This window comes from Bacillus pretiosus (genome assembly GCF_052947655.1).
Genome location: NZ_CM129593.1, coordinates 2,581,365 through 2,608,277, shown reverse-complemented (window position 1 = coordinate 2,608,277; position 26,913 = coordinate 2,581,365). Strand labels below are relative to the sequence as shown.

Below are 26,913 nucleotides of genomic sequence, written 5' to 3'. Positions count from 1 at the left end.
TTAATGGATTGTCCAACTCGAATATCGTTAGTTATTTATGATAAAATATTTCGAGTGAAATCAAGTACTTATTATATCCAGTATTAAATAAGTTAAGCCAGGAGGAACAACAGTAAAATGGAAAACGTATCAAATATAGATAAATCGGAATCAAGAAAATCTTTACAATCGACTATTCGTAAACTTGAAAATGCATTATTACAGATGACTCAAAAAGGTGCAAATACTACATTAGTGAAAAAACGACTTAAAGCCGTTTGTGTAGGGTTAGCAGTACTAGAAAACGTTTGGAATCAAGAAAGTCACCAGTATAGTCAAGAAGAGTTAGCAGAAGCTCGTAATGTCCTTGTTGGTTTACTTCCATCAATTGAGAGAGCCTATGATAAGTCTAAAGTAGGTAGTCCGCAAAGAACTCTTTTAACAAGACGAATCAAAGCGTTGGAACTTTCTATTCAGGCAATTGATAAACTTTCTAATAAATAACTCATCTAAATACAATATCATCCTAATCCTAATTTTTATAAAAGCAATCTAGTGAAAAGAAATACAAAGGAGGAAGATGGGTGACTTCAATAATTAGTCCTAAATTAGAGGAGCTTAATAATCAATTAAAAAATGGAAACGAGAAAGCTTTTTATACTTTTTTGCATGAAATAAAGTCAAATCATACGCCACTAATAGAACAATGTCCTGTAAATAATCAGTATAAGCTTATAACGTATATATGGTTAGGGGACCAAAAAACTGAAAATGTTTATGTATTCGGTAGTTTTCCTGGTTGGGATCTGTCTGTAAATCAATTAAAACGATTGTTACAGACAGATATTTGGTATGAAACGTTTAGGACGGATAAGAGTTTTATTTCAACTTACTATTTTTCAGTAAACGATTTTTTCGAAAATGATTGGATAAAGCGTAGTGAACAGTACGAACTAGACCGATTTAATGGAAATACATTTGGAGAAGGTGCTAATAAAGCATCAGTGTTAAGTATAGGGATGGAAGTGCAGTATAGCAGTCGTTTCCCTTCAGATCATTATCCATCTGGAAAAATTGAAACATATTCTTTTCATAGTACGATTTTAAATAACACACGTAACATTCATATTTATACGCCTCATGACTATTCTCACACTTCACACCTTCAAGAACTTCTCATTGCATTTGATGGGAATTCATTCATTAATAACCTTTCAATCGCAAGAACACTCAATTATTTAATATACGAAAAAGAAATCCCATCTTGTATTGCTGTTGCAATAGATCCTGTTGATCGACTAGAAGAGCTAACTTATAACGATAAAATGAATGCATTTTTAACGGAGGAATTACTTTCGTGGATTCATGCTAAGTATCGTGTGCATCAAGAAGCGAAACATACAACAATTGCCGGTTTCAGTCTTGGTGGCTTAGCAGCTTTTTATGCAGCACTTCAAAATCCACATGTTTTCGGAAACGTGTTGTCAATGTCTGGATCCGTGCATTGGAAAAAGGATGGTTATGAAAATCAAATTCCTTGGATTGAAAATCAAATTTCATCTATAGATTCCGATACGAGTCAACCTCATTTTTACATAGCAGCAGGAGAACTTGAAAACAAACCTCTTTTAACGGCTAATAGACGCCTGTATAAAGCTTTAAAAGAAAAAGGGTACCAAATTACTTATGAAGAGTTTCAAGGCGGACATGACGGTGTTTGGTGGGTTGAAAGCATTAAAACTTACAAAAACAACACTCTAAATTAAAAAGGAGAGAGAGTCTATGAATCAAGAAGAACTAGATAAAAAACTAAAAAAGCAAGAGATATTAGTAAAAGATGAGAAAGTTTGGTCTTATACGTATGAGGATCATATTAGTTCTATCGTTAAAGAAGCAGAAAAGAAAGGGTCTTTTGATAATTTGCCAGGTAAAGGGAAACCTCTTAATCTTGATAAAGACCTTTCATACAATCCTGAAAAGCAACTTTATAGAACGTTAAAGAATAATCATGTTTTACCTAGGTGGATTGAGCTTTCAAAGGAAATTGATGATTTAAAAGAAAAGCTAAAAGAAAATACAAATACTACAGAAGCAGCGGATTTAATTCGAACTATTAATAAAAAGGTTTTAGAACATAATCTACTTTGTCCACCAAGTGCACAAAAAACGAGGGTGAAAACGGATTTTTAACAATTTTCAATGAAGCTATCTTTTGCTATATAATTAAGTAAGGCATTTTCAATTCATTATTAAAGGGAGGCAAATGTAATGAAGAATACGTATCAGCTTCAAATTCCGAAAGAACTAGAGCAGTATCGTAGTATTTTAGAAGAAAGTGTGAAACCTTATATTAAAGTGTCTGGAACATTAGCAGAGACAACGCTTTTTGAAAGTAAATTTGGTGGTTATCCGTATTTACCTATAGATCAAGAGCATCCTAAAGATTCAAATGGACAACCTATGATGTTACTAGCGCAGCTAAACTTTGAAGAAATGCCGCATGTTGAATATATGCCTCAAAAGGGTATGCTACAGTTTTTCGTAAGTGCTGAAGATGAACTTTACGGAGCAGATTTTGATCATCCAACAATCCAAAAAGACTTTCGAATTATTTATCATTCTACAATTATAGAAGATTTAAATAAGGTAATTACTGATTTTAGTTATTTAAACACTTCAGAATTAGAGAACTTTATCATTCCTGAAGCAGCGAAATTAAAGCTTGAATTAGGTTATCAACCAGTAACATCAAGGGATTATCGATTTGAAAAGATGTTTAGTGAGGAAATTGATTGGGAAGAAATTGTTGATGAAGAAAATAATACTGAATTAGGCGAACTGTATGATGATTTATGTAAAGATCAAGGGCATAAAATTGGTGGTTATCCATTTTTCACACAGACAGATCCAAGGGAATGGGAAGAAAAATACCAGCAACATGACATGTTATTGTTGCAAATTGATACAGATGATTCATTAAATATTATGTGGGGAGATTCTGGTGTTGCTAATTTCTTTATAAAGAAAGACGATTTATTAAATCTAGATTTTTCCAATGTTATTTACAATTGGGATTGTTATTAAAAACATATAACTGAAATACTAGCAAGCTAAAAAATCTTCCTAAAGGTGAGGAAGATTTTTTTATGTTAAAAATAAACGTTATGTTAACTAGAATAAAGAACGGTAAGTACAATAAAAGTCAAGTGTAACTGACAGAAATAACAACAAATAACCTAAAGTTATAAAACGTGTGTAAATAGCAATATAAATTTATTAAGTAAAACATAAAATGTATTTAATAATTTATATTTTGTATAGAAATAATTTTTCTGTATAAAAATTTCTTGTCGATCAAAAATGTTTTTGATTCGATAATTCTTAATGGATTATTGATTTGAATTTGCTGTGATGGATTTATAACAAAAAGAATGATAAAAACTGTAGAAATTCGTTTAGATACGATTTTATGTAAATCTCACTAAAAATCTCCGCTCCGTCTCATTAAGTATAGTTTACTTGGTTTTTGATACCTGATATCGCTTTTTTCTACAACTGCCTATAATATATATTATGTTAACTAACTTAGAATAATAAACTTATTAAATGTTAGCGCTGGTGATTAGCCTCCCCTTGTTCTTTTTAATCATTCTGTGTGATGGATTGTTTAGTTGTTTGTTTTTTTGTTGTTTTATAAGTTGTTGATAAAAATGTCTCCAGATATAAATTATATTTAAGACAATAAAAAATGCAATTCGTTTTAAATGAACGCATTAAACGAATTGCATTGATATGATTACGAATAAGTTTTTAAAATTAGTTTGCTACAGCAATTGCTTCGATTTCAATTAATAAGTTATCGTTAATTAACTTTCTAACTTCTACAGCCGAACTTGCTGGTGGATTCTTAGTATCAATGTATTGATCTCGAATATCTCTAACAATGGCCATTTGAGAAATATCTGTTAAGAAAAACGTTAATTTTACTACATCATTAAATTGTAATTCCGAAGTTTCTAATGCACTTTTAATGTTTTCGAATACTTGTCGTGTTTGTGTAGCTAAATCACCAACGCCAACTATTTGACCATCAGTATTGATTGCTACTTGTCCAGATATGTAAATTGTTCGTTTAGCGTTACTAACTTCGACAACATGCGAATATCCAAAAGTTGGTGGCATCGTTTCTGGATTGATAAATTTCTTTTGCAGGGTGTCCCTCTCCTTTTTTAGCAAATTAATTATAAAATCTATGTATTTGTTATGTTCTATAAATAAAACTAAGAATCCTTTAATGATTTCAAATTAAAAACCTTAGTATTGCTATCTTCATACCTATAATAAGGTTTTCTAGAGTTTTATATTTAGTTATCGCTAGTGGAACTTGTCAAACTAATCTTTTCATACTCTGTTTTAAATTGATTATCATTTTTTAACCAACGTTTAAAAGTCGATTCGCTTATTTCTAAATTTGAACAAGTTGTAGCATTACACTTATCTTTCATGTATGCTTTAAGGAAATTTTGTTTTCTTTGTTTAACGGCGGTTTGAGTTTGTTTTAGTTTTCGATCTTGTAATTGGTCTAAACTTAGACTTTCTTTCTAAAATACTTCATATTTTCTATGCAAATAAATATCTTTGTCTTTATAAATCCAATTTGAAAATAGTGGTATTGATTTTCTTCCAGATAAAATAACGCGATAATGTTTGTTTTGATTTAGTAAATCGGCTCGTAAATTGTGATTTTGAAGAATTTGATGTAAAGAATTCATAAATCTATATGATCCTCCTACAAAGCTTACTATATAATTTTCATACTTGACGTAACCATCCCCATCAAAATATCCACGAACAAAATGATGTAAATATTCTTCAGGCACGAATGGGAATTTGATATTTAATGATTTACATGGCATGATTCCATGTATATTCATAAGGTCGTCTTTTATTGTTTTACTATTAATGTTTAGCATATATACGCCTGTTTTTTTATTTTGATATAGTGGCTGATTGGTGTGTAGTTCTTGTTTTATATCTTCTAAAATGTAACTTTCTTTTTGAGATATACTGACACATTGATTTTCTTTCTGTATAACACCATCTGCTGCTATAAATCCTAAAATATAAGCCATGTTATTTGACCATGTTTTAAAATAATCTTCTGATATGTCATACTTCCTTTTCCAACTCCCTATAGCACGCCTTGGAACGTTATTGTCTGTTAAAACTATACGAATATATCTAGCAGACACATTGGCAAGCGTAGCTATTTCTGAGGTACTCTTCCCTTCTGCATATAGCTGAGTTATTTGAGATTTTGATAGTTTACATTTTGATTTCTTTTTTCTCTCTATTTGCACTTACATCCTCTCCTTCCTTTTAATAATTAGAGACGTATTTTCTTCTACAACATATAACAAAACGTATGTTCTTTGTTGTTTATAAGAAAGTATTTACCAAATTAAAACAATTTACATTTACTTTATATTTGTTTTATCTGCTGCCTGATTTATTTTTTATATATAAGAATAATGAATTTGACAAATTTATGAAATGTACTGAATTTAAGATGAAAGGTAAATTAATTTCGTTTAAACTACAAATAGCTACAATAACAACATACGTATATTGTTAAACGTAAAAAGGAGAACGAATGAAAAAGAAATATATGAATCAAATTCATACTGATGTAAGTTTTAAACCGAAAGATATAATCGGTTTAATGACTGATTACTTTAAAATGAAATCAAAGCTGCGTCCTTTAAAGAATTTACCTATTGTTTTATCGGATAAAAATAATGAGTCTTTAGAGAGTGTGACATGGTTTGGGCACTCTGCTTCTCTTTTGAAAATAGAAGGTAAAACATTGTTATTAGACCCAATGTTTGGAGATGCCTCTTCCCCATTTCCTCTGTTTAATAGTAAACGTTATAGTGGTATTTTTTCTTTAGAACGTGAAGACCTTCGAGAAATTGATGCGATTATCATTTCACATAATCACTATGACCATTTGAATTACAAGAGTATTATGCAGTTAAAAGATCGTGTGAAGCATTTTTATGTTCCAACTGGAGTTGCGCAATATTTAATTAAATGGGGTGTTTCACCTAGCAAAATTAGTGAACATAATTGGTGGGACGAAATTACGTTTGATAATATAAAATTAGTTTGCGCACCTGCAAGGCATTTCTCAGGACGAAGTATGACAGATAGAGATTGTTCGTTATGGTGTTCATGGCTTATTCTTGGTCAAGAGACTAAAGTTTTCTTTAGTGGTGATAGCGGGTATGCTCCTCACTTTAAGGATATTGGTGATAAATACGGTCCATTCGATCTTACGTTAATGGAATGCGGGCAATATGATCCAAGGTGGTCTGCTATTCATATGTTACCAGAAGAGACAGTGCAAGCTCATATTGACGTGAAAGGAGAATTACTTCTTCCGATTCATTGGGGTGCTTTTACATTATCATTACATGAATGGAGTGATCCTATTGAACGTGTGACAAAAGAAGCAAAGCGTTTAGGAGTTAATATTGCAACGCCACAAATTGGTGAATCTATCACGTTAAAATCTACAGACTATCCTTCATCAACTTGGTGGAGAGAAATTTAACTATAAATAAAAAAGAGCGATCTCTATTATAAGGAATTCGCTCTTTTTCTGTATTTAACCTTATTTCACTATATTTGCTTTACCGCTATCTAAAACTCTATTTGTTTGTACAGAGGTAATATTAATAACCGTATTCATACTTTTATCAGTTAGTTCAATAAGTTCGTTTTCGTGATTGATTTTCTGTAAATCCCACACCATTCCATTGAACTCGTTATGTTGTCCACTTACTCTTAATATATTTTTCGTTTTACTTGATGGCTGTAATTGTAGATTTGTAAATTGATTACCGCTAATTTCATTTGGTGTAGTTACATTACTATCCATATAAATCATATTTACACAATCTTCAAGTGAGAAGTTTATAAAACGGTTGGCATTTATCCAAGCATAACCAGATTGCGGTTTCTTTGCTACTAATTTCAGCCCAGTTTCCATTCCTACAACTTTTATATTTTCAAAGTTAATAAATGAAATTTCATTTTCTTTCCCACCAGAATACAAAGAAATTCCAGTACCTTTATTTGTTTCTGTCCAATTAATAATATTTATATCTTTTATTTGTGTTTTGTGCCAAGTGTTATAATACTTATTTTTGCCGTCTAAATATATAACTTCAGAATTAAATGTAGGATCGTTTACAGCTATATAGGCTCCTTCAATAGAAGCGTTTTTTTCTAATTCTAGAACTCTGAAATTACCTTCAACAACAAACTGTGTTCCATAACCGAATAATAATTTTACACCTTTTTTCACTACGATTGGTGACGTGATTTTATACTTCTTATCCTCAAGCAATACTGTTTTAATTGTACTTGATTCTGCTTTATTAATAGCAGATTGTATTTTGTTTGAATCATTTTTACCTTTAAAGTCTTCTACATACACTTTATCATTTTTAGCTACGCTATCTTTTTTGTTGTATTGATAAAAAGCAAAAGTAATTAAAACTACAGCTATGAGTAAAATAATTATTTTCTTCATTACACTCATCCTCATATAAGTTTTCTCCTTAGCTACTCTTCGAATAATCTATGGCTTTTATATTTAGGTTATAATGATTGTGCTGCGTATTATAGATTACAATTCCTGCTTTTTATAATTGAACTATATTATCTATAGAACTATCCTGCTTAATCAATTCCGCATTCCTATAATCTATTAATTTATGATTAGATAAAACAAAATTGTGCTCTAATATTAATTCATTGTGGAATAAATCCGGTAAAAATTTAGGTATCATCTCTCCTACGCCGTAATTATAGTCACTTAGAATCCAAGAAATCTCTTTCCAATCTAAAATTCCTTCTGATACTTTTTTTGGAGTGTGATATGTAAATTCATTATGTAGCTCTACTAAATAAACATACATACCACCAGAGTAAGATGAGTCCTCCCACTTAATAATACCTTTAAACTGAATTTGTTCATGCGTAACTTCTATATTAGTCTCTTCTTTTATTTCACGAATCGCATTTTCTAAAGGTGTTTCTCCCTTTTCTATCTTTCCACCTACCCCGTTCCATAATCCTTTTACAGGGTCATATTCTCTATTTAACATAAGTATCTCTTCATTTCTCTTTATAAAACATAAAGTGTGCTTGTACATAATGTGATTCCTTCCTTTGTTATTAGTAAGCTCTTACTGGAGATATAAGATGTACTGCTGCAGATGGTGTCCCTGCTTCAATTAATATCGGTCTCATAGAACCGCTGAAACTTAAAGTAACCGTTTCTTCTTTTATCGCCTTTAAAGCATCCATCATAAATCGTCCATCGAAAGATATATTTAATTGTTTTTCACCTTGAATCTCATCTATCTGTTGTGTCTCGGATATTTTTCCAATCTGAGAAGCGTTAGAAGAAATTTTAATTGTGGATTCGTCTATGATTTCTAAGTTAACATTGTTATTTGCCCATTCACTTGATAATAAGCTGGATCGATCTACACCTTGTAAAATCCTTTTTCTATCTACGTTAATGACTGTTTGAAATTCATTTGGAATTAAACTAGATATATTAGGATATTTTCCTTCAATTAATCTTGAATATAATGTAGTTGTACCGAATGTAAAAATAATGTGACTTTCTGAAAGATAGATGTATACGAATTCTGAATTACTATTCATTAATTTTAGCAGTTCACTAATAGTTGCACTTGGTACGATACAACTTGCTTTCACCTCTGTAGAAATTATCGTTTCGCGTATAGCAAGTCTATGTGAATCAGTTGCAGCACAAATTAATTTGTTGTGTTCTAATTCGATATGTACTCCCGTAAGAACGGGTCTAGATTCATTTTTAGCTACTGCAAAGACAGTTTGTTTAAATACTTCAATCAATTGTTCTGTTTCTGCTTGTATTTTTGCATGATCGTCTATAAGTGGTACATTCGGAAACTCATATGCTGGAAGTCCATTTAAGTTTAATGTGATTTCTTCTGACTGTATCGTAATGATTTGCTCATTCGTACTTTTTATTGATACATCGCTTGGCATTTTTTTTATAATTTCAATGAAATATTTTGCAGGTACTACAATAGTTCCTGCTTTTACTATAGTTGTAATTTGGTCGCCTTCAGTGGAACTAGGGATGAATTTTTCGATGAAAATATTTGAATCACTTGCGATTAAAGTAATTCCCGATTGATCTACAGTTATTTTTATGCCAGATAATATAGGGATTATAGCTTTGGTAGATATAGCTTTATTTACTTCTGAAAGTGCTTGAGTGAAATGTTTATGATTAACGATAAACTCCATTTTTTCCCCGCCTTACATGAATTGATAATGTTATGAAGATTGATGAACGATTGATGAACGATTGTCCCGTTAAAAAAGTAAGGCACTGTTTCTTTCCTTTGTAATATATTAAGTAAGTGTTCTGGTATACGTAAATGCGGTGCTGCTTCATGTAATTCCATCCAAGTAATCTCTTCAATTTCTTTTGGCCTTGTTATATTTGCCTGCCCGTCAATTATTTCACCTAAAAAATTAAAGAAAATTGCATGGTGTCCTCTCTCTTCGAAAAAAGCTTCGCTAATGTAACAAATACCGTTTACAGTTATATGTAGCCCGGTTTCTTCTTTCACTTCCCGAGTTACTGCCTCTTCTAACGTTTCTCCCAATTTAACTGCGCCACCTGGTAGCGAGTAATAAGAACCGTTCTTTCCTTTGTTTTTTACCATTAAGATCTTTTCGTTTGTATTATCGTATAAAAGTGCATATGTAACATTTACTTTTTTCATACGTACCTCCTCTGTTTTTACTAAAAGGAATTTTCTATCTATTTATCATTCTATCATTTCCTATTTTGAGACGAGGTTAAACTTATATAACAAACAGCAAATTAACGTTTCTTTAGATCAATTTTAAAAGTATACAAATGAGACCCGTATTTTTTGTTAATAGCCAAAGATTTTTTACTTCCCAATTTCACAAAGTAGTTTTATCTCTTTGATTTGTTCTATATGACGCTGTTCATGCAAATAGATCAGTTCTATCCACTGATCAAGATGTAATTCTCCAAGAGCTGGATGCATCACTGATTTAATCGTTAATATAGATTCATCTTCTATTGTACTTAGGAAACGCATTAATTCTTTTCTCGATTCGTTTAACATATCGATTATTTTTTGCACTTCAAATGGTTCTAAACTTGGTTCAATCATTCCTGGAGCTATAAATTTTAGCGATCTATCTTGTAATATAGAGCGGATTTCTCGACGCTCTTTTAGGGTACTATCAATCTTTTTTAAGCCAGATGAAATAACCTTTATGACCACTTTATCCAATTAAACTAAGTGATGACATACTTGTGCTATACTCCATTTATTCATGTCTGGCTTACTATTGAATTGAGCATCATCCAATATCATAATTTCCTCGAATAGATATTTTCTCGTTTCATCAAACCTATCATTTACAAATGAATTCATAACATTTCCCCCCTTCATCTGAATGCATATATTTAGATGCCTATTTTAGGTATATTCGCTATAAAATAATTAGTTTCCCGTAACTAATATTCCACTTCGATCTTTTTTTGCTTTAGAAGTGCCTCTAAATATGCATTCACTCAAGATTCTCCTTTAAATGCATAATCCAAAAGGATAAATTTGTATTCAAAATACTAATGTTAATTCAATATACACTTTATAAACGTTTTTCTAAATAGTAATGATTATGTCCTTTCGGATGATCTTCACTTACTCCAATCACTTTATATCCATGCTTTTTATAAAACGCAGGTGCCTGAAAGCTAAAAGTATCTAAATTGATTAGCCTACACTCTTGTTCAATTGCAAATTCTTCAATAAGCTTTATTAATTGGCTTCCGTAGCCTTCGTGTCTATACTCTTCAGAAACCCAAAGGAAATCGACATGTACGTGGTGCCAAAATGTAATTGCAGTTATTCCGCCTACAATTTCTTCCTTTTCATTTCTCACTATAAAACTAATTTTTTCTGAAGGCTTTTTCTCTTCATCCGAAATATGTTTTTGGTTATATTCAATTACTTTTTCTCTTATGTAATCACTATCTTCTTGGACCCATTGTTTTACTATTTTCATTTTAAGTAGCACACTCCTTTTAAAGTATCTATTCAATTTAATAATCGTAATATCCTGTCTAACTTAATAGTCGTAGAGCACTGTTTCATTTCACTAAAATAAAGAAAAGCCGTACTACATTTTATCTGTAGTACGGCTTTTTATGGCGTCTGATTCTTTTTAATCTAAGTTTCAACATATTAGTACAATAATTCAATTGTATTACTGCGGATAAGAATGAACATTCCTAAACCAATTAGAACGACTGGAACGATAATATGACAATTTCTCTCAAGTACTTTAGCTAAAATAGGAGCTCTTATCAATTTGTAGCTAATAAAACACCATATTGCTATCATGCAATAAAAGATTACTAATGTAACAATATTGGCATTAAGATTTTGACTAGCAAACATTGGTATATAAATCGAAATATTATCAGCTCCATTAGCTAATGTAATTGAAGCTACTTTAAATATTGAACTAGAAGCGTTAGCAATGACTTCGTTACTTTTATAAGAACGAAGTGACAATAGTCCTTTCACTCCCATATAAATTGGCACGAATCCTAATAATCCGATCCACGAAACAGGAATGAAAAAAGAGCTTAAAGAACCGATGATACTTAGAAAAATAATTAAACTAAACCCAAAATATTGTCCAATAACAATATAAAGTTCTTTCATTTTAGTTTTCCCTCGGACAGTACTACCTTCTTTCTTAATTACTCCTGTCCTTACTTGCGAAAATAAAACAAGAAGTATAAAAATGTCATCAATATTTGTTGAAGTGAATGCGATAAAAGAAGAAATTATAGTTGTAACCAATATAAGCCAACTACCTTTATAATAAAATAATGGTGTACAAATGAATTGCATATCTAATAACAAAGGTGGTTAATGTAGGTTTATAACATGATTTCAATGCCTTTATAAAACAATATGAATATTTTACCAATCTGCTACTTAGTTGCTAAAGAAATAAATTACTTTATTACCTTTCAAATCATTTTCACTTATTTTGTAATATAAAAAGAGCCCTATACAAGGACTCTTTTTATAATTAAGCTACTTTCCGATATAAATGTCGTGTTTCTTTTTTGTTTTCTGCTTTTGGTGGACGAATTAATATCGAAATAATGAAGGAAATAACGCTTAAAACACCGATTATAATAAAGGTCGGTTGAAATCCACCCAGTAATGCTCCAATGAACGCTCCTGCAAGTGCACCAAACCCGAAACCTTGATATACAATCCCGTAATTTGTACTATGGTTTTTTAATCCGAAGAAATCTCCAACAATTGCTGGGAAGATTGTGATATTACCACCAAAGCAAAAGGCAACACTTGCTACACAAGCGAAATAAATACTGTAATTTAGTGGAATGAAACTTAAAGTAAAGACTGACAATCCAATAATAATAAACGTTGCAGAGACAATTTTCATTCGGCTAATTTTATCTGATAACGTTCCAAGAACGATTCTACCTACCGTATTAAAAATTGCAATCATTGCAACGGCGTTAGCGGCGGTTGCTGCACTAAGTCCAACGAGCTGTACACCAATATCTTTTACCATACCGATTAAATATAGACCGCCCATACACGATGTGAATAGCATAAAAAACAAAAGATATACTTGTTTCGTTCGCATCATTTCACGAGGCGTATAATCATTGTGTAATGTCTCAGTTACAGTATTACTCACTATTGCTTCACGTAAGAAGAACGATCCGGTTAATACTAAAAGTAAAACGATGATACCCCAATATAAAAATGCTTGTGATACACCAAGACTATCGATAAGACTACCGTTTATATATCTAAAGATTAAGCTGCCCATTCCATATGCCGAAACAGATATGCCAGAAATAAGTCCTTTTCGATTTGGAAACCATTTAATTAAATTAGATAGTGATGTAATATAAGCAGTTCCATCTGCATAACCAACAACGACACCAGCTAATAAATATAGTAATGGTAAGGAAGAAACTTGTGAACTAAGTATTAAACCGAGTCCCAAAACAATCCCTGCAGTAGCGATGAGTTTACGAAGTCCTAATTTTTGCTGCAACTTTCCTGCAAATAAAGTTGAGAATGATAATGAAAAACTTGTTATGGAGAAAGTTATCGCTACGGAATTGAGGTTCCATCCAAACTTACTAACAAGGGGTTGATTAAATAAACTCCATGTATAAATTGTCCCAAGGCCAATTTGAACAATGATTGTACCTAGAACAATTAGTAACAGATTTATAGAAGTTTGTTTCATACTAACTGTCCCCTTCTTTTATCATGACATGAATTTTCACAGTTAGTATAACCATCATAAGAAGCAAGATACTGCATGAAAAATGGAAATTGAATTCATGTACACAAAAAGACACTCCATAATGAAGTGTCTTTCTGCAGGTTATATTAGATCTATTTAAAGAAAGCTTTGTTAAGATAAGACATTTTCAAATGCTTATGTATATAGAATACCAAAAGATTTCAATCATGTGATGGGACTTAAGATGTATTTTTCATTCATCATATAGTCGGATGAACGAAAAATTAATATTCAATTTCATCAAAATCCTTCGGCTGCGGTACCGTTTGCATATTAGCCGCATCTTTTGGATCGCTATAAATCGCATTTTGTTCTGTATTTACATCTTTAAGGTTTTGCTTTTGATTTTTATTCATTTTATCTTTCACTTTCTCTCACTCCTTTTCATTATAGGAGTAATTATGCCCCATTACCGTTACGAAATGTATCAGCGACTAAATTGCTAAATTCACGTAAATAATATAAATAATTATCACCGCCGTAGTTATATCTTTTATTATACATTTTCGCAACAACTACATTATATTCAGGTATTACTAAAAGAGTCGGTCCTGTAATTCCTAATATTTGATACGATCCTTTTGGAACTCGTTCACCAAGTTCACTTAAAAGCGTAGGTTCATTTTGAACGAACCAAAATAACCCATTTTGTGGTAGTTCTTTGTTTGCAAATGTTGGACTTTGCAAACTCGTAGCAATTTTTATAACTTCTTTTGGAACAATTTGTTTACCGTTTATCATACCTTGATTTAAATGAAGATTGCCCCAATAAGCAAATTCTCTAGCTGAGACAAATAGATTTTTTTCAGTACCATCATTTACCGTACCAATTTCACTAATCGCGTCTTCACTTGGATTATTAACAACTTTAACTAAGTTTTCATCTTCCTGAATTCTCCAACCTGTTTCTTTGAAGTTAGCTAGATCAAATACACGCTCCTTTAACAATTCAGGAAAACTTTTGCTATATAGCTGATAAATAAGACGTGTTATCATTCTGACATTAACATCTCTATACGCCCATGCTTGTCCAGGTTCAAATTCACGAAAAATTGTCCCATCATGCGTTTCTCCTAAACCGTGCGAATGGGTTACTAAATGTCTTATTGTTGTTTTACCAAGTAATACAGGATCAAAGTCTTTAAGATACTGTATCGCTTCATCATCAATAGAGTTTATTTTCCCCTCGTAAAGCGCAAATGCTACCATTAAACCTAAATAACTTTTTCTCGCAGAAGCAACGTTGAATTGTGAAGATGCGGTTACTTTTTTACTTATAGATGTATTTGAATGATGGCCACTATAATGCTCTAGTACGATTTTGTTATCTTTTATTATACACAGTGCTGTAGCAGAACTATAATTTTCTTCTTTTATATTTTCTACCCAAGAAATTAACTTATCGTATGTATACAAATAAATCCCCCTTAACACGAATAAAAAATTACAACATGAAAGAAAAGTATAAAATAGTATTTACACCTTTCTTTCATGTACACCATTGTTAGTTTTCTATACTTAAATGATCCACCAGTTCCAGCAGTTAAAACAACCGAAACATCCAGCGCAGCCTACACAACGACCACCACATCCTCCACATCTTCCGCCGCCACATCCACCACAGCGACCACCACAACCTCCGCATCCGCCGCAACGACGTGCATCGTCTTGAATGTAATAGTATGGATATTGATTTTGTTGTAGTTGATCCCAATACACAACATTACCAGATTGATAATCATTAAGGTTTAATGATTGTAGTTCTTGTTGAAACTGATTCATTACGAAACCCTCCATTTATAAAAATAAATTCCGTCCCAATGTTAAAGTTTATATATTTTTGCAAACAAAGTAGAAATAAGGCTATAGACTAAATGCGTACATCAACAAAATATGAACTTACACTAGGTGATGTACCTTGTTTTTCAGCCTATTTTCTTAATCTCCTTTCAGGGACGTATTTACTATTAATAGAGGTGTTTAAAAATTGCTAATCCAACAGTTTAGTCGTTCATCGCTTAATTTCCTTTCTAGTAACTCTTTAACTGAAGGTACTGGCATGATTTTATACGTATGTAAAGCCTCTTGATTATAATCTATCCAGTGAAACGCTAAATGAGATTCTTTAGATTTTGGTATGAAATCAATATGTAACTCTTGCGAATCTACTTCAAAAATATGATTAATTTCATGATGAAGAACTTCATGGTCTTGCCATTGGTTTTCTATGACGCCTAAAAATTGTTTTATACTACAATTTACTCCGAGTTCTTCTCGTAGTTCTCTTATTAATGCATTCTCAGCTGACTCGCCAACTTCAACATGACCACCTGGTAAAAAATAATGATGGCCAATATATTCAGCCAATAATAATTTATTATCCTTTAACATAACAGCTCGTACAATATGATGAAATTTATTTTTCAATTGCTATTCCTCCCAGTCATTTAATGGCATCTTTCATTTCACATCTTTACTTCGTAATACTTAAACGAACAAACGATATACTTGCTCACCATCATATTCATGTCCCAATGGTTGAAAACCGTAACGTTCATATAGTTTCTTCGCAAAGACATTATCTTTATGTACTGTTAATCTTATTTCTTTACACGCCTTACATGTATTTTTTATTAAAGAAACACTTTCTTGTAATGCCGCTTTTCCATAACCATTCCCTTGCTGCTTTTGATCGATAATAAATCCATTTATCCAATACATATCAGTTGTTTCTCTTACAACAGCATGCATAATAAAACCAACCATTAGATTGCCGTCGTATATCGCAAATGGTATGTACTCCACATTGTCTCCATCTGGTTTTATATATACTTTAGCAAGTGAAACTGCTACAGATGGAACAAATTTCGTCTGATTTTCTTTAACTTGTAGCTTTAAGGCATCTTCCCAATTCTCTCTCGTAACAACCTTTAACTGGACATTCAATATTTTAGGCTCCTTTATAAATAGGTTGTATTTTTATATTCAACAGAGTGACATATTCTCCTTTTTCCGACAACAACCTACAACATGATCTTATTAAATTTTTCTTTATTTAAGTGTAAAGCTGTATTGTTTCACGAAATATTAAAAAGGAACTAGCATAGTGCTAATTCCTTTTACTAAAAAGAAAACCTTGTTATTTATCGTATCCTTTTTGAGTTTCATCATTTATTAGGTTTTCTATTTTCTTATCATCAGGTATTGGTTTCCACCAATTACCTGTAATAAATAGCATGGTTAATAAATTATAACTATCACTAAAGTAGCTTTCTTTCTTATTCTTCATCCAATCCCATCCACTATTTACCCACTTTTGATTATCGCTTTTCGTTGTACTTGCAGCAATAAACGGTGAAACAAATACAGCAGTTGGATAACTACCAATATTGGATCCGTTTAATTGATAACCATCCACAATTTTAGAAGGATTTCCATTCGTTTTATTTTGAATCCATGAAGAGACTTTATCAGAAATGACTTTACTTCTTTTCTCGCCGTACATCGCATAGTCCATTACAATTCTCAATGGTACCCGACTAGCATTGTAATAATATGCATTTGTATATTCTGACTCATCTAAGAAGTCTTTAGGTGCGGGTTGTGGTGGAGTTTTTACAACGAAATCTGAAATAAGTCCTGTATTTTGAGAGTATTTATTACTAAATTGCGTATAAACATCGTACAAATTATTAATAACAGTAAGCCAAGTTTTATCACCTGTAAATTCATAAAATGCTCTAAGGTGTGACATCATCCAATCAGATGGTCTCGTATCAAGTGAATTTTTAGAATCCCAATCTCCCAAATTTAGTCGGTTATTATTTGTAACATTACTAGCTTTAATACCTTTTGTAATCATGTCTTGTGCTTCTTTCAAATAATTAACCGTTCCATTTGATCCCCACTGCTTATGAGCAAGAAGAAGAGAATACGCAATATCTAAATCCCCATCAGTAGCAGAATCAAAATGACCTTGTGCTTTTTTACTATCTGCGACAACCCATCCCATTAAATTAGGATTTTGAGAGCTTTTAAAAGTTCTTGCTGTTTTAAATAAACCATCATAGATTTTTTGAGCATTCGAATCATAACCAGCCATTAATACTGTAATTATCATCCCATACCCTTGACCTTCTGAAGTTCCAAGTGGCTTAAACCCATCAGCATCACCCGTAATCTCTCCTTTTACGTAATAACCACCAGGTAAAGAAGATAAATCATTTTTCAAATATTTCTTTTTCCAATTATCGTAGTAACTTCTTACAGAAGCATTTAAACTTTCCTGTGTAACATGATTTGGTTTTATAACACCTGCATAATTAACTTGCTGGGGAAATGGTTTCATTTCTTTTACAGCAGCTACTTGTTGATTAACTATGGGAATAGAAGTTTGTACTGAATTGTCCGTTCCATTTGCTGCGAAACTAGAATTAGAAAAACTAGCTAGTCCGATTCCTATGATAGAAATACATGTGAAAATTTTTCTTTTTCCATTCATTATGTTGTCATCTCCTTTTAAAATGCTTACTACATAAAATGTAACATACAATATTTAACTGAAATACAAAATATTATATTTATCAACAAAAGAAAGTATAATAAAGTGGTTATGGAATGAGTTTATATTGATTTATTATTTACTAGAGTTGTATATTTTTCTTTTTTTGATAGTGATATATGAGTAATTAAAACTCCAAGTATAGTAATTCCCCCGCCAATTATTGAAACAAAAGTCGGTACTTCACCTAACCATACCCAAGCAATAAAACATGCAGTTACTGGAGTTAAATATAGAGAACTTGTTGCCTCAGCAGCACCAGAATGGGATATGATATATGCCAATGCGATATATGGGAGTACTGTTGGAAATAAACCTAAATATATAACACTCATATTCACTTCAAGAGGAGCTGCTAGTATTTCTGTATACACTCCCGGCGAGAAAATAAGCATACATACAGTGCTAGATAAAATTGTATATATAGTAAATGGCAAGAAGCCATACTTTCTCAAGTAAGAAGTTTGGAAAACAAAAAATAAGCTTTCTGAAATCGCTGCTAATAAAATAAATAATCCTCCACTATTCAATTGAATAGCATCTCCTTGACTAAATGATATGAAAGCAATTCCTATAAAACTAATTACACCACCGATCCAACCATTTAATTTCATTTTTTCATTCAAAAAAACAGATGCAAAAATAGCCGTTACTATAGGTGTGACTGAAACGATTAAACTTGCAGATCCAGCATTTACTGTTTTTTCGCCGTAGTTTAATGCAATGTGATAAACAGTAAATCCTAAAGCACCAAATATAAAAATTGCTGGGATATCCTTTAAGTCCGGCAGTCGTAACTTGTATATAAAAGAAAACAACAGAAGAATAAATGAAGCAATTAATAAACGTAGTAAAGTAAGGTGCTCAGGTGTATAAGATTCGAGCCCCATACGAATTGCTGGAAAGGCAGTCCCCCATATTAAAATCGTAAAAGCATGAGCACAAATAATCCGAAAGTCCCATTTTTTATAATTCATGTTTTTTCTCCCCCTTCAAACCAACCACTTTATAATTATCAATTATTTCTTTTCATCATATTTAATAGTTGTTACAATGTCTTCAACCAGTTATTTATCGTAAAAACCAACCACTTGGCATTTATAAAGTGAACGAGGGAGTTTTTTTATGACAACTAATAAAAAACTGCCTAAGTATCGGCAGATAGTAAACTTTATGAAAGAAAAAATTGAAAATGGAGAATGGCCTATTGGAAGTAAGATTCCTAGTCAACGGCAGTTAGCCAAATTATTTCATGTAAATCGAAGTACTGTAATAACTGCGCTAGATGAACTTATGGCAGATGGATTGATTCAAGGGAAAATTGGAGCAGGAACAATTGTAACAAATAATACATGGTCATTATTAGCGACGAATCCCCCGCCTGATTGGAGTGACTATGTAAAAGCTGGTATTCACAAACCTAGCAAGTTAATGGTACGAGAAATCAATGAAGCAGAAGCAAATAAAGAACTTATCCATCTTAGTAAAGGTGAACTTGCGCCTCAAATTTTCCCGCTAGAAACTATGCAGTCCATTATGAAAAGCGTAAGTGACGAAATAGATTATTTTGGATACGAAGAACAAAAAGGTTTTTTGCCGTTACGTGAAGCAATTAGTAAATACGTAAAATCATTCGGAATACATACTTCAGCCAGTTCTATATTAATCGTCTCTGGTGCATTACAAGCACTCCAATTAATATCAATTGGTCTTTTGCATAGAGAATCAACCGTTTTACTTGAACAACCTTCTTACTTATATTCACTTCATGTATTTCAATCAGCAAATATAAATCTATCTGGTATATGTATGGATAATCACGGTATTTTACCTAACGAATTATTAAAACGTATTAAATACAGTCAAAAGAAAAACATTTTATATTCTATCCCTAGTTTTCAAAACCCAACAGGGGCATTAATGTCTCAAGAACGAAGAAAAGAAATAATAAAAATATGTGAAAAGGAACAGTTACCTATAATTGAAGATGATATTTACCGAGAGTTATGGATTGATGAACCATCTCCACCTCCTTTAAAGTCGATAGATAAACATGGACATGTATTATATGTTGGTAGTCTTTCTAAAACACTTAGCCCAGGACTTAGAATTGGATGGATCATTGGACCCGAACCAGTTATTGATAGATTGTCAGATATAAAAATGCAAACAGACTATGGATCGAGCTCTTTATCTCAAAGAGTTGCTGCTGAATGGATAAATAAAGGTTTTTATGAAGAACATGTTGCAAACGTAAGAATTCAATTAAAAGAACGAAGACAATTCATGATACGAGCTTTAAATAAATACTGCGCAGATGTTGCATCGTGGGATATTCCTAGTGGTGGATTATTTATATGGCTAAAGATTTTACCTAACATTCCGATGAAGAAATTATTTTCAGAGGCGCTATCAAAAGGAATTCTTTTAAACCCAGGACGTATATATGAAGAAGAATCAGATCGGTACATTCGTTTATCATATGGATATGTTTCTCCAGAGCAAATAACTAGCGGAATTAAATTGTTGAGTGAATTAATCCGTAAGCTCATGGCATAACAAAAACTCCTCTTTTAACTATAGAGGAGTTTTTGTGTATCGTATTTACCACAATCTCATTTCCTGTCCCAATAAAATAAGTTCGTCATAAGGATCTCCGTCAATATTTAATACTTGAGCAAAAGCAGGTTCTGTTTTTAAACCGTTCTCTTTTAAGCGAAGAATTTCTTCCCTTATATGGGGATGCTGTATTAATAGCATGTGCTCTACTATCATATGTCTATATGCATTTTGGTTACGTACTGGCTTAGGCTGAGCAAATAATTCAAATTTAAAACCTTCAAATTCAAAATTTACCTTTATCGATTCTGTAGTTTTAATTTTTTTCTTTTTTATTTTGAATCCTTTATAAGAACCGTATAAAGATCTCATTTCCTGTTCAAAAACATCAAAGTTATGTACTTCCATTACTATATCTAAGTCAGATTGAAGAGTATCAATTCTAATAGGAATTGTCCCGCAAAGAACCGGACTATACAAAATTAAATCCTCCATAATGTTAAGTTTATTCAAAACATCATACACTTTTTGTTGCTTCTCATTCCCAGATTGTAAATATGTAATAGATGTAAACATGGAAGTCTCTCCTTCTTTTCACGTAATACGTGTCTCCGCTAAGTTCAAGAAAAATTTGTCTGTTTATATTTGTGCTAGGAGTACATTTATTTCAAAATATTAAGGTGAATAAACAATGCGTTTCAACTTTCCTCCTATACTGCAATACTATAAAAATAAAAAAGGAGGAATTATTATGAGCATTTTTCACATTCTTTTAACCATCCACATATTATTTGGAACAATATGCTTAATCACCGGTATTGTAGCGATGGTTGCTCAAAAGAAGAAAGGAAAACATACGGAATGGGGTGAAATATATCATGCATCCTATGTTGTCATCACCCTTACTGCAATTATATTATCCATTATAAGCTGGGATAAAATCGCATATTTATTTTATGTAGCAATTTTCTCTTATTCATTTGCGATATATGGATACCTCGCACGAAAAAAACGTTGGAAAAATTGGCTCCATCACCATATTAGAGGTATGTTAGGTTCTTATATTGGTGCCGTTACCGCACTTTTAGTAAACGTCGGTATTCATATTCCCATAATTAATTTATTACCGCCTATATGGTTTTGGTTTTTACCTACATTAATCGGTATTCCTCTCGTAGTCAGTGTATCAAAAAAATATAAAAAGCGTAGTTAAAATTCATTACAATTTCGTTACTTTCTAATGATAATTACAAAAAATCATACTCAATGTAATATTTTATTAACAAATTCAAATTCAAATTGCTTTAAGTTCGTCACTTGGAGCTAAATAAAAAGAATCCAATAAAAATATTGGATTCTTTTTCGGATTTCATTTCAATATCGGCTCTATGTATTCAATAATGTTACCATTTGGACCACAAACTATCTTTGTATACTTGTGGGTACTTGTTGTATTGATTCAGTGATAATTACACCATTATAATTGAAGATTGTAATAACGAATGTAAACGATCCGGGTAATTCGTAAACATCCCGTCAACTCCCCATAGAAGTAACTTTTTCATATCTTTTTCATTATCTACAGTAAATGGATGAACTTCTAATCCGTGTTTCTTTATTCTCTTTACATAAGCTGAATCAATATATTTATAGTTCATCCCAATACCGATACAGTATGTTTTGTACTTTTTTATCTCTAATTCAGTTAATTGAACTGCCTTTTTGTAAGGTAGTAATTGTACTAGAGGTATATGAACATCTAAACTATGAATTTTTTGCAAACTTACTTTACTAAATGATTGAATAATAACTTTATCACTTATTTCGTAGTACTGTATAATTTCTAATAACTTTTCTTCCATACCGGGATATTCATCTGGCGATTTTGTTTCAATGTAATAATTAGTACTATTCCTGAACGTTTCAATAATTTCCTCTAGTGTTGGAACTGTAGCATCCTCAAATTCTTTCTTTGCTAAAGCTGGATGCTTTTCATTGAAAAAAGAACCTACATTTAGTTGCTTTATTTCTTCTAATGTATGTTCCTTAACTAGCCCCTTACCATTTGTAGTGCGGTTTACTGTTTCATCATGCATAGCTACTAAATGTCCATCTTTTGTCATTTGAAGATCAATTTCTATATAATCTCCTTTTAATTGTTGTCCTAGTTTATAAGCTTGTATTGTATGTTCCGGCGCATACGCAGAAGCTCCTCTATGTGCAATGTTTTTTATATGATTTGATTGATTAATAGCTTTTGTGTACTTAAGTTCATTTACTTTATGAAAAGCAAAAGTGACTATTACTATAAAGGTGAAAATGATTGTAACGATATATATTTTTTTCATAATGATGTATTAACTCCTACATGAAAGCAATTTAGATTGAATAATTTATTCAATTAAACGTCTATTTTCAAATACAGTCATTTGTCCAACAGATTGAAAACCAGCCTTTTTATAAATATTAATCCCATCAGGTGAAGCTTGTAATACGCATTGAGAAACGTTTAATTCCTTTGCTTCTTGTAGCAAGTAATTAAACATAGTAGAGCCAAATCCTTGCCCTCTCATTTCTTCTTTCGTTGCTATATCATAAATACCAATACTATCTTTTGTACATACTAATGAACCAACAGATACGACTTCATTTTTAAAAATCCCTAAATATAGTTTCATATTCTCACTATTCCATAAATCGAAAGAAGCAGTTTCATTGTAGAATGCTTGTACATGTGTACCTTCCTCTGAAGTACCAAATAGATTAGCTAACGTTTCCCCAAAATTTTTAATTTGTCCTGACGAAGATGCTTTTTGTATCGTAAAACCTTCTGGCATGTTTATTGTTGGATGAATTGTTTTTAAGTCTGCTATCATCGCGATATTTTGTTCTGTTTCTTTTAAGCCAAGTTTTATTAATTCGCTTTTTATAGTCTGCTCATGCCTATCATCCCAAAACCAAACACTCATTGGAAATTTCTTTTGATTATAGTTGTTTACCACTTTATATAGTTTCTCAATACCTTCCGTTAAATTATTGTTTAGTATAGTAATGATATTAAATGTATCTGCCGGTAAACCACAGTCGACAGCAATGTAATCCTTCGTTTCTTTTACATTCATTCCATGTAACTGCCGCGCAATATATGAGGTTTTATATGTGAAGTTATCTATTAGTAACTGTTTATAATTCATTCATTTTGCTCCTTTCATAAAAATTCGTTTTCGAATTCTTCAGTATTAAATATATCACATAAGAAATGTATCTATTTCTATAAAAATATCTCTATACATTACTCTTTTTGCCCTAAAAGAATTAAAAATGATATAACGTTGTCGGAATGAAAAAAGTGGTATATAATAAATAGTAACATTACTAGTAATTATTTTAGGTATTCCTAGAATAAAGGAGCGATACATATGAAAATTACTATTTATTTCGGAAGTCATGAAGATCAAGATGTTCGTACTATGGACTGTCATTTAGATGTAGAAGATGCAGAAGAGATCGTTTCTGTATCATAATATAAATAGTTGGGATGAACCCTCTTCCCTACAGCGTTTAAGGCACCTTTTACAGGTGTCTTTTTGTTGTTTTTTTCGTCAAAAACCCTTTACTTTATAGCGTTTTAATAGTAAAATAAAAATATACGAACAAACGTTCTTTTTATTTTAATTGTACATGAAGGGATGATTTTTACAATGGCTCAAGCAAAGCGCAGAGGAAGAAAAAAGCAAACACCTATCATTTCAAATACAGGCTTTATCGGCTCTGTCTTTATTGATACATTGGAGTTACAAAAGAAATCCTATTATTTCGCTCGTAAAAAACTTCAAATTGTTCATCACGTACTTGATGGCCTCTCTGGGGCAACAAGTTCTCTATTTAAAGAACATAACATTTCAGCATACATGTCATGTGTGTATTTACATAAACAAAAGAAAATCGGCTTTGTTCTTTCAACGAAACCATTTGAACAAAGTGACGGTGTTGCTTACTTTATAAATTATTTAATCGAAAAGAATTTTTACGGTAATGACGAAGATGTAGAATATCAAGAAGTATTTAATACAGGTTTTATCGGTGTAGTATTCGCTGATTTATGTAGCATAGATCGCTTTAATTTCGAGTTTGAAATGGGTATGTTAACGAAATTAATGAAAGATATGATTATTCCGGTTAAAGAACTCTTTTTACGCCACAATGTACCGGCCTACATCTCCACTTCTCATTTAGAGGAACAAAACAAATTAGGTTTCGTTCTATCTGTAAAACCATATGATGAACGTGCAGAAGCAGATTTATATTTTGAGGCGTATTTAAAAGAACGCGGGTTATTTAATGGTGATGAAGAAGATGATATTGATAAGATTGTTATTAGAAAAACAGCTGAATTACGATAGAAAAGCGCAGGATGATGATCCTGCGCTTTTTATAATTTATGAAACTGATTTACCAAATAAACGGTATTAGTTTTTTTGTTTTCTGTTTATACACTGTAAATTGTTCACCGTACTTATTCTGTAAGTAATCATCAGATTGCGGAATATAGTCAAAAACAAATACAAAGAATAGGCCTATAGGAATTAACAAACTATAAATTTCGTTTTATAGTATTTGCTTTTCTTAGCTTGAAAGAGGTAGCAGTATCCATTCTATAAATAATCTAAGAATCTACTAAGCGCTATAATCTTTCGAATGAACCTCTAATATGAAACGATTTGATGAAACTTTAATTACTATGAAATATAAGAATCCCCCTACAATTGGAATGGTGTACGCTGGGATATAATTTAATAATAGACCGGATAGTGCCATTGCTATAGGGAGCATCATTTTACCTATACTTAATCCAATGCTGAGAACCCTTCCCCTGTATTCATCGGGAATCTCATTTTGCATGAAATAAATTAAAGGAATATCAATTAACGCTATAATAAATCCTAAAAAGATCATAACAACACAATACGTAATAACGAGTACTAAATCATTCACTTCAAAACTTTTGAATAAAACTGGAATTCCTAAAATAATCATAAAAACTGACAACATAGAACTTAGTTTTTTCAAAAGATAAGAGTAAGAAAAACGATCAGTTATCTTTTTTACTACAATTGCACCAATTATCATCCCTACTGGAAAAGTCCCTTGAATGATACCAAATTGCTTAGACCCAAGATTGAGTACTGTGTTAATAATGTATGGCAATGGAACAGTTACAGCAAAGCCTAAGAAGAAATTAAACGAAATTAAAATATGAAACGTATTCTTTAAGCTTTCCTTTTCAAGTAAGTAAGAAAACCCCTCTTTTATATCTTTAATAAAATTAACTCCTCTTTTTGAATTTCCCTCATTTATGTTGTACTCGAACAGTCTAAAATGAATAAATAGTAATGCTATCCCTGAAAGAATAAAAGAAATACCGTTTATAATTATAAAGGTCTTAATATTAAATACTGAAAAAACGATGCCACCTAACATAGGGCCGAGAATTAAAGATACAGAATCGATAATTTTACTTATAGAATTAATACTCATAAGCTTCTCTTTAGAGACGATATTTGGTTTTGCAGCCTCTAATCCTATTCCAAAAAAGGTTGTAAACACTGTCATAAGAAAGGTTGTAGTATAAATGATGAATAAGTTTAATCCATAATAGCTGCTTAATATATAAACAGCTATTAATAAGCATCCACTTAGTAAATCCATACAAATAACTAGTTTCTTTTTATCAACCTTATCAGCAATTACACCAGCAAAGGGATTCAAAACAATCATTGGAATCGTTCCTAATATGAGCGTAATCGCGAAATTTAACGCAGATCCAGTTATTTGTAAAACATATAATCCTAATGCGAAACTATACATAGCGGTACCGAATATTGATACTGTTTTTGCGATTGAATATAAACAAATATTTCTTAGTTCCTGGTTTCTTTTTTTATTTTCTATATGTAATCGTAAACTTCCCATAACAATTCCCCCCACTTTTCTTTGTATTACATTAAGTGTAAGTTATTGGGTTAACCCAATATCAATACATTGTGTTTAAAAATTAATACAAAGAAATAAAAAAAGATGGGGTTAACCCCATGCCCATTAAACTAATCTCATCTACCGTCAATGATTTGAAGATAAATAGTTTAGAATTGCTTAAGCAAATAGTTGTAATTGATTAGATACAAAAATATACATATAAAAAACGCCACCCTTTTCTATAATTAATTCTACAGAAAGGATGTCGCTTTTTTACTTTATATAGCCGTTTAATACTTACGTTTGTTATTTATATAATCTTCATTAGTGAAAGTTAGCAA

Annotated in this window: 26 protein-coding genes and 4 pseudogenes; 8 read left to right on the top strand and 22 right to left on the bottom strand. The window is 31.5% G+C overall.

The features are described 5' to 3' along the window. Positions 1 to 117: 117 nt before the first annotated feature. The 4 genes from ACU8YW_RS13325 to ACU8YW_RS13310 all read left to right on the top strand — a co-directional run bounded on the left by ACU8YW_RS13325 (position 118) and on the right by ACU8YW_RS13310 (position 3,063). A complete protein-coding gene (locus tag ACU8YW_RS13325; RefSeq protein ID WP_088063628.1) occupies positions 118 to 483 on the top strand; it encodes a hypothetical protein in 366 nt (121 codons plus the stop codon). Positions 484 to 563: 80 nt separating this feature from the next. Beyond that, positions 564 to 1,745 (top strand): alpha/beta hydrolase, encoded by a 1,182-nt coding sequence (locus ACU8YW_RS13320; RefSeq protein ID WP_426934285.1) that lies wholly within the window; start codon positions 564 to 566, stop codon positions 1,743 to 1,745. A 16-nt stretch (positions 1,746 to 1,761) separates the two neighbouring features. Then, positions 1,762 to 2,169, top strand: coding sequence for a DnaJ family domain-containing protein (locus tag ACU8YW_RS13315; RefSeq protein WP_097890144.1), 408 nt, complete (start codon positions 1,762 to 1,764; stop codon positions 2,167 to 2,169). Positions 2,170 to 2,247: 78 nt separating this feature from the next. Further along, on the top strand, positions 2,248 to 3,063 hold the full coding sequence (locus ACU8YW_RS13310; RefSeq protein ID WP_147788192.1) for a YwqG family protein: 816 nt from the start codon (positions 2,248 to 2,250) through the stop codon (positions 3,061 to 3,063). 732 nt (positions 3,064 to 3,795) lie between these two features. Here ACU8YW_RS13310 and ACU8YW_RS13305 read toward each other — a convergent pair. Then, entirely contained in the window at positions 3,796 to 4,191 is a 396-nt protein-coding gene (locus ACU8YW_RS13305) for a RidA family protein (RefSeq protein WP_087984485.1), read from the bottom strand. 152 nt (positions 4,192 to 4,343) lie between these two features. Beyond that, a pseudogene (locus ACU8YW_RS13300) lies at positions 4,344 to 5,339 on the bottom strand (LAGLIDADG family homing endonuclease). Positions 5,340 to 5,632: 293 nt separating this feature from the next. Between ACU8YW_RS13300 and ACU8YW_RS13295 the strand changes: the two are divergent. After that, complete coding sequence (locus ACU8YW_RS13295) at positions 5,633 to 6,595, top strand: MBL fold metallo-hydrolase (RefSeq protein WP_426934286.1); 963 nt, start codon at positions 5,633 to 5,635, stop codon at positions 6,593 to 6,595. Between the two features lie 60 nt (positions 6,596 to 6,655). Here ACU8YW_RS13295 and ACU8YW_RS13290 read toward each other — a convergent pair whose 3' ends face one another. The 15 genes and pseudogenes from ACU8YW_RS13290 to ACU8YW_RS13220 all read right to left on the bottom strand — a co-directional run bounded on the left by ACU8YW_RS13290 (position 6,656) and on the right by ACU8YW_RS13220 (position 19,014). After that, complete coding sequence (locus ACU8YW_RS13290; protein WP_060486797.1) at positions 6,656 to 7,594, bottom strand: hypothetical protein; 939 nt, start codon at positions 7,592 to 7,594, stop codon at positions 6,656 to 6,658. 97 nt (positions 7,595 to 7,691) lie between these two features. After that, the gene (locus ACU8YW_RS13285; protein ID WP_097908372.1) at positions 7,692 to 8,204 is read right to left on the bottom strand and encodes an NUDIX hydrolase; all 513 of its coding nucleotides are present in this window, start codon (positions 8,202 to 8,204) and stop codon (positions 7,692 to 7,694) included. A gap of 22 nt (positions 8,205 to 8,226) precedes the next feature. After that, positions 8,227 to 9,357 (bottom strand): DNA polymerase III subunit beta, encoded by a 1,131-nt coding sequence (gene dnaN, locus ACU8YW_RS13280; protein ID WP_060486798.1) that lies wholly within the window; start codon positions 9,355 to 9,357, stop codon positions 8,227 to 8,229. A 47-nt stretch (positions 9,358 to 9,404) separates the two neighbouring features. Then, positions 9,405 to 9,842: pseudogene (locus ACU8YW_RS13275) on the bottom strand (NUDIX hydrolase); the annotation flags it as partial. Positions 9,843 to 10,016: 174 nt separating this feature from the next. Continuing rightward, positions 10,017 to 10,532 (bottom strand): annotated as a pseudogene (locus ACU8YW_RS13270) (DinB family protein). Between the two features lie 217 nt (positions 10,533 to 10,749). Continuing rightward, positions 10,750 to 11,166 carry a GNAT family N-acetyltransferase gene (locus ACU8YW_RS13265; RefSeq protein WP_097857611.1) on the bottom strand — a complete coding sequence of 139 codons (417 nt, stop codon included), beginning with the start codon at positions 11,164 to 11,166 and terminating at the stop codon, positions 10,750 to 10,752. Between the two features lie 179 nt (positions 11,167 to 11,345). After that, complete coding sequence (locus ACU8YW_RS13260; RefSeq protein ID WP_097908367.1) at positions 11,346 to 11,972, bottom strand: cadmium resistance transporter; 627 nt, start codon at positions 11,970 to 11,972, stop codon at positions 11,346 to 11,348. Positions 11,973 to 12,207: 235 nt separating this feature from the next. Continuing rightward, the gene (locus ACU8YW_RS13255; protein ID WP_426934288.1) at positions 12,208 to 13,416 is read right to left on the bottom strand and encodes an L-lactate MFS transporter; all 1,209 of its coding nucleotides are present in this window, start codon (positions 13,414 to 13,416) and stop codon (positions 12,208 to 12,210) included. Positions 13,417 to 13,700: 284 nt separating this feature from the next. After that, the gene (locus tag ACU8YW_RS13250) at positions 13,701 to 13,844 is read right to left on the bottom strand and encodes a hypothetical protein (RefSeq protein WP_179952866.1); all 144 of its coding nucleotides are present in this window, start codon (positions 13,842 to 13,844) and stop codon (positions 13,701 to 13,703) included. 31 nt (positions 13,845 to 13,875) lie between these two features. Further along, a complete protein-coding gene (locus ACU8YW_RS13245) occupies positions 13,876 to 14,892 on the bottom strand; it encodes a serine hydrolase domain-containing protein (RefSeq protein ID WP_426934289.1) in 1,017 nt (338 codons plus the stop codon). Between the two features lie 102 nt (positions 14,893 to 14,994). Then, the gene (locus ACU8YW_RS13240) at positions 14,995 to 15,258 is read right to left on the bottom strand and encodes a heterocycloanthracin/sonorensin family bacteriocin (protein WP_060486806.1); all 264 of its coding nucleotides are present in this window, start codon (positions 15,256 to 15,258) and stop codon (positions 14,995 to 14,997) included. Positions 15,259 to 15,456: 198 nt separating this feature from the next. Continuing rightward, positions 15,457 to 15,903, bottom strand: a complete 447-nt coding sequence (locus tag ACU8YW_RS13235) for an NUDIX domain-containing protein (RefSeq protein WP_097906963.1) — start codon at positions 15,901 to 15,903, stop codon at positions 15,457 to 15,459. Positions 15,904 to 15,963: 60 nt separating this feature from the next. After that, the gene (locus ACU8YW_RS13230) at positions 15,964 to 16,422 is read right to left on the bottom strand and encodes a GNAT family N-acetyltransferase (protein ID WP_088063617.1); all 459 of its coding nucleotides are present in this window, start codon (positions 16,420 to 16,422) and stop codon (positions 15,964 to 15,966) included. Between the two features lie 193 nt (positions 16,423 to 16,615). After that, positions 16,616 to 17,977: a family 8 glycosyl hydrolase gene (locus ACU8YW_RS13225; RefSeq protein ID WP_426934290.1), complete on the bottom strand. Its 1,362-nt coding sequence runs from the start codon at positions 17,975 to 17,977 to the stop codon at positions 16,616 to 16,618. Between the two features lie 122 nt (positions 17,978 to 18,099). After that, a complete protein-coding gene (locus ACU8YW_RS13220) occupies positions 18,100 to 19,014 on the bottom strand; it encodes a DMT family transporter (protein WP_088063615.1) in 915 nt (304 codons plus the stop codon). A gap of 148 nt (positions 19,015 to 19,162) precedes the next feature. Here ACU8YW_RS13220 and pdxR point away from each other — a divergent pair, with 148 nt between their 5' ends. Next, entirely contained in the window at positions 19,163 to 20,596 is a 1,434-nt protein-coding gene (gene pdxR, locus ACU8YW_RS13215) for a MocR-like pyridoxine biosynthesis transcription factor PdxR (protein ID WP_426934291.1), read from the top strand. A 45-nt stretch (positions 20,597 to 20,641) separates the two neighbouring features. Here pdxR and ACU8YW_RS13210 read toward each other — a convergent pair whose 3' ends face one another. Beyond that, the gene (locus ACU8YW_RS13210; RefSeq protein WP_060486812.1) at positions 20,642 to 21,172 is read right to left on the bottom strand and encodes a DUF4269 domain-containing protein; all 531 of its coding nucleotides are present in this window, start codon (positions 21,170 to 21,172) and stop codon (positions 20,642 to 20,644) included. A 175-nt stretch (positions 21,173 to 21,347) separates the two neighbouring features. Here ACU8YW_RS13210 and ACU8YW_RS13205 point away from each other — a divergent pair, with 175 nt between their 5' ends. Next, positions 21,348 to 21,809, top strand: a complete 462-nt coding sequence (locus ACU8YW_RS13205; RefSeq protein ID WP_000021531.1) for a hypothetical protein — start codon at positions 21,348 to 21,350, stop codon at positions 21,807 to 21,809. A 256-nt stretch (positions 21,810 to 22,065) separates the two neighbouring features. On the opposite strand, the gene ACU8YW_RS13200 is transcribed toward ACU8YW_RS13205, so the two are convergent. Then, positions 22,066 to 22,944, bottom strand: coding sequence for a glycerophosphodiester phosphodiesterase (locus ACU8YW_RS13200; protein ID WP_149213970.1), 879 nt, complete (start codon positions 22,942 to 22,944; stop codon positions 22,066 to 22,068). A 45-nt stretch (positions 22,945 to 22,989) separates the two neighbouring features. Then, entirely contained in the window at positions 22,990 to 23,790 is an 801-nt protein-coding gene (locus tag ACU8YW_RS13195; protein WP_097906958.1) for a GNAT family N-acetyltransferase, read from the bottom strand. Positions 23,791 to 24,285: 495 nt separating this feature from the next. Here ACU8YW_RS13195 and ACU8YW_RS13190 point away from each other — a divergent pair, with 495 nt between their 5' ends. Then, complete coding sequence (locus ACU8YW_RS13190) at positions 24,286 to 24,999, top strand: hypothetical protein (protein WP_095205749.1); 714 nt, start codon at positions 24,286 to 24,288, stop codon at positions 24,997 to 24,999. Positions 25,000 to 25,048: 49 nt separating this feature from the next. Here ACU8YW_RS13190 and ACU8YW_RS13185 read toward each other — a convergent pair. Together ACU8YW_RS13185 and ACU8YW_RS13180 are read right to left on the bottom strand one after the other, a co-directional pair. Beyond that, positions 25,049 to 25,204: pseudogene (locus tag ACU8YW_RS13185) on the bottom strand (methyltransferase family protein); the annotation flags it as partial. A 69-nt stretch (positions 25,205 to 25,273) separates the two neighbouring features. Next, on the bottom strand, positions 25,274 to 26,569 hold the full coding sequence (locus ACU8YW_RS13180; protein ID WP_426934292.1) for an MFS transporter: 1,296 nt from the start codon (positions 26,567 to 26,569) through the stop codon (positions 25,274 to 25,276). Between the last annotated feature and the right edge of the window lie 344 nt (positions 26,570 to 26,913).

Bases quoted from the DNA above. Each gene is read 5' to 3' on its own strand.
- ACU8YW_RS13325 (WP_088063628.1), top strand. From the start codon at position 118: ATGGAAAACGTATCAAATATAGATAAATCGGAATCAAGAAAATCTTTA.
- ACU8YW_RS13315 (WP_097890144.1), top strand. From the start codon at position 1,762: ATGAATCAAGAAGAACTAGATAAAAAACTAAAAAAGCAAGAGATATTA.
- ACU8YW_RS13310 (WP_147788192.1), top strand. From the start codon at position 2,248: ATGAAGAATACGTATCAGCTTCAAATTCCGAAAGAACTAGAGCAGTAT.
- ACU8YW_RS13295 (WP_426934286.1), top strand. From the start codon at position 5,633: ATGAAAAAGAAATATATGAATCAAATTCATACTGATGTAAGTTTTAAA.
- ACU8YW_RS13290 (WP_060486797.1), bottom strand. From the start codon at position 7,594: ATGAGGATGAGTGTAATGAAGAAAATAATTATTTTACTCATAGCTGTA.
- ACU8YW_RS13285 (WP_097908372.1), bottom strand. From the start codon at position 8,204: ATGTACAAGCACACTTTATGTTTTATAAAGAGAAATGAAGAGATACTT.
- dnaN (WP_060486798.1), bottom strand. From the start codon at position 9,357: ATGGAGTTTATCGTTAATCATAAACATTTCACTCAAGCACTTTCAGAA.
- ACU8YW_RS13265 (WP_097857611.1), bottom strand. From the start codon at position 11,166: ATGAAAATAGTAAAACAATGGGTCCAAGAAGATAGTGATTACATAAGA.
- ACU8YW_RS13255 (WP_426934288.1), bottom strand. From the start codon at position 13,416: ATGAAACAAACTTCTATAAATCTGTTACTAATTGTTCTAGGTACAATC.
- ACU8YW_RS13240 (WP_060486806.1), bottom strand. From the start codon at position 15,258: ATGAATCAGTTTCAACAAGAACTACAATCATTAAACCTTAATGATTAT.
- ACU8YW_RS13225 (WP_426934290.1), bottom strand. From the start codon at position 17,977: ATGAATGGAAAAAGAAAAATTTTCACATGTATTTCTATCATAGGAATC.
- ACU8YW_RS13220 (WP_088063615.1), bottom strand. From the start codon at position 19,014: ATGAATTATAAAAAATGGGACTTTCGGATTATTTGTGCTCATGCTTTT.
- pdxR (WP_426934291.1), top strand. From the start codon at position 19,163: ATGACAACTAATAAAAAACTGCCTAAGTATCGGCAGATAGTAAACTTT.
- ACU8YW_RS13210 (WP_060486812.1), bottom strand. From the start codon at position 21,172: ATGTTTACATCTATTACATATTTACAATCTGGGAATGAGAAGCAACAA.
- ACU8YW_RS13205 (WP_000021531.1), top strand. From the start codon at position 21,348: ATGAGCATTTTTCACATTCTTTTAACCATCCACATATTATTTGGAACA.
- ACU8YW_RS13200 (WP_149213970.1), bottom strand. From the start codon at position 22,944: ATGAAAAAAATATATATCGTTACAATCATTTTCACCTTTATAGTAATA.
- ACU8YW_RS13195 (WP_097906958.1), bottom strand. From the start codon at position 23,790: ATGAATTATAAACAGTTACTAATAGATAACTTCACATATAAAACCTCA.
- ACU8YW_RS13190 (WP_095205749.1), top strand. From the start codon at position 24,286: ATGATTTTTACAATGGCTCAAGCAAAGCGCAGAGGAAGAAAAAAGCAA.
- ACU8YW_RS13180 (WP_426934292.1), bottom strand. From the start codon at position 26,569: ATGGGAAGTTTACGATTACATATAGAAAATAAAAAAAGAAACCAGGAA.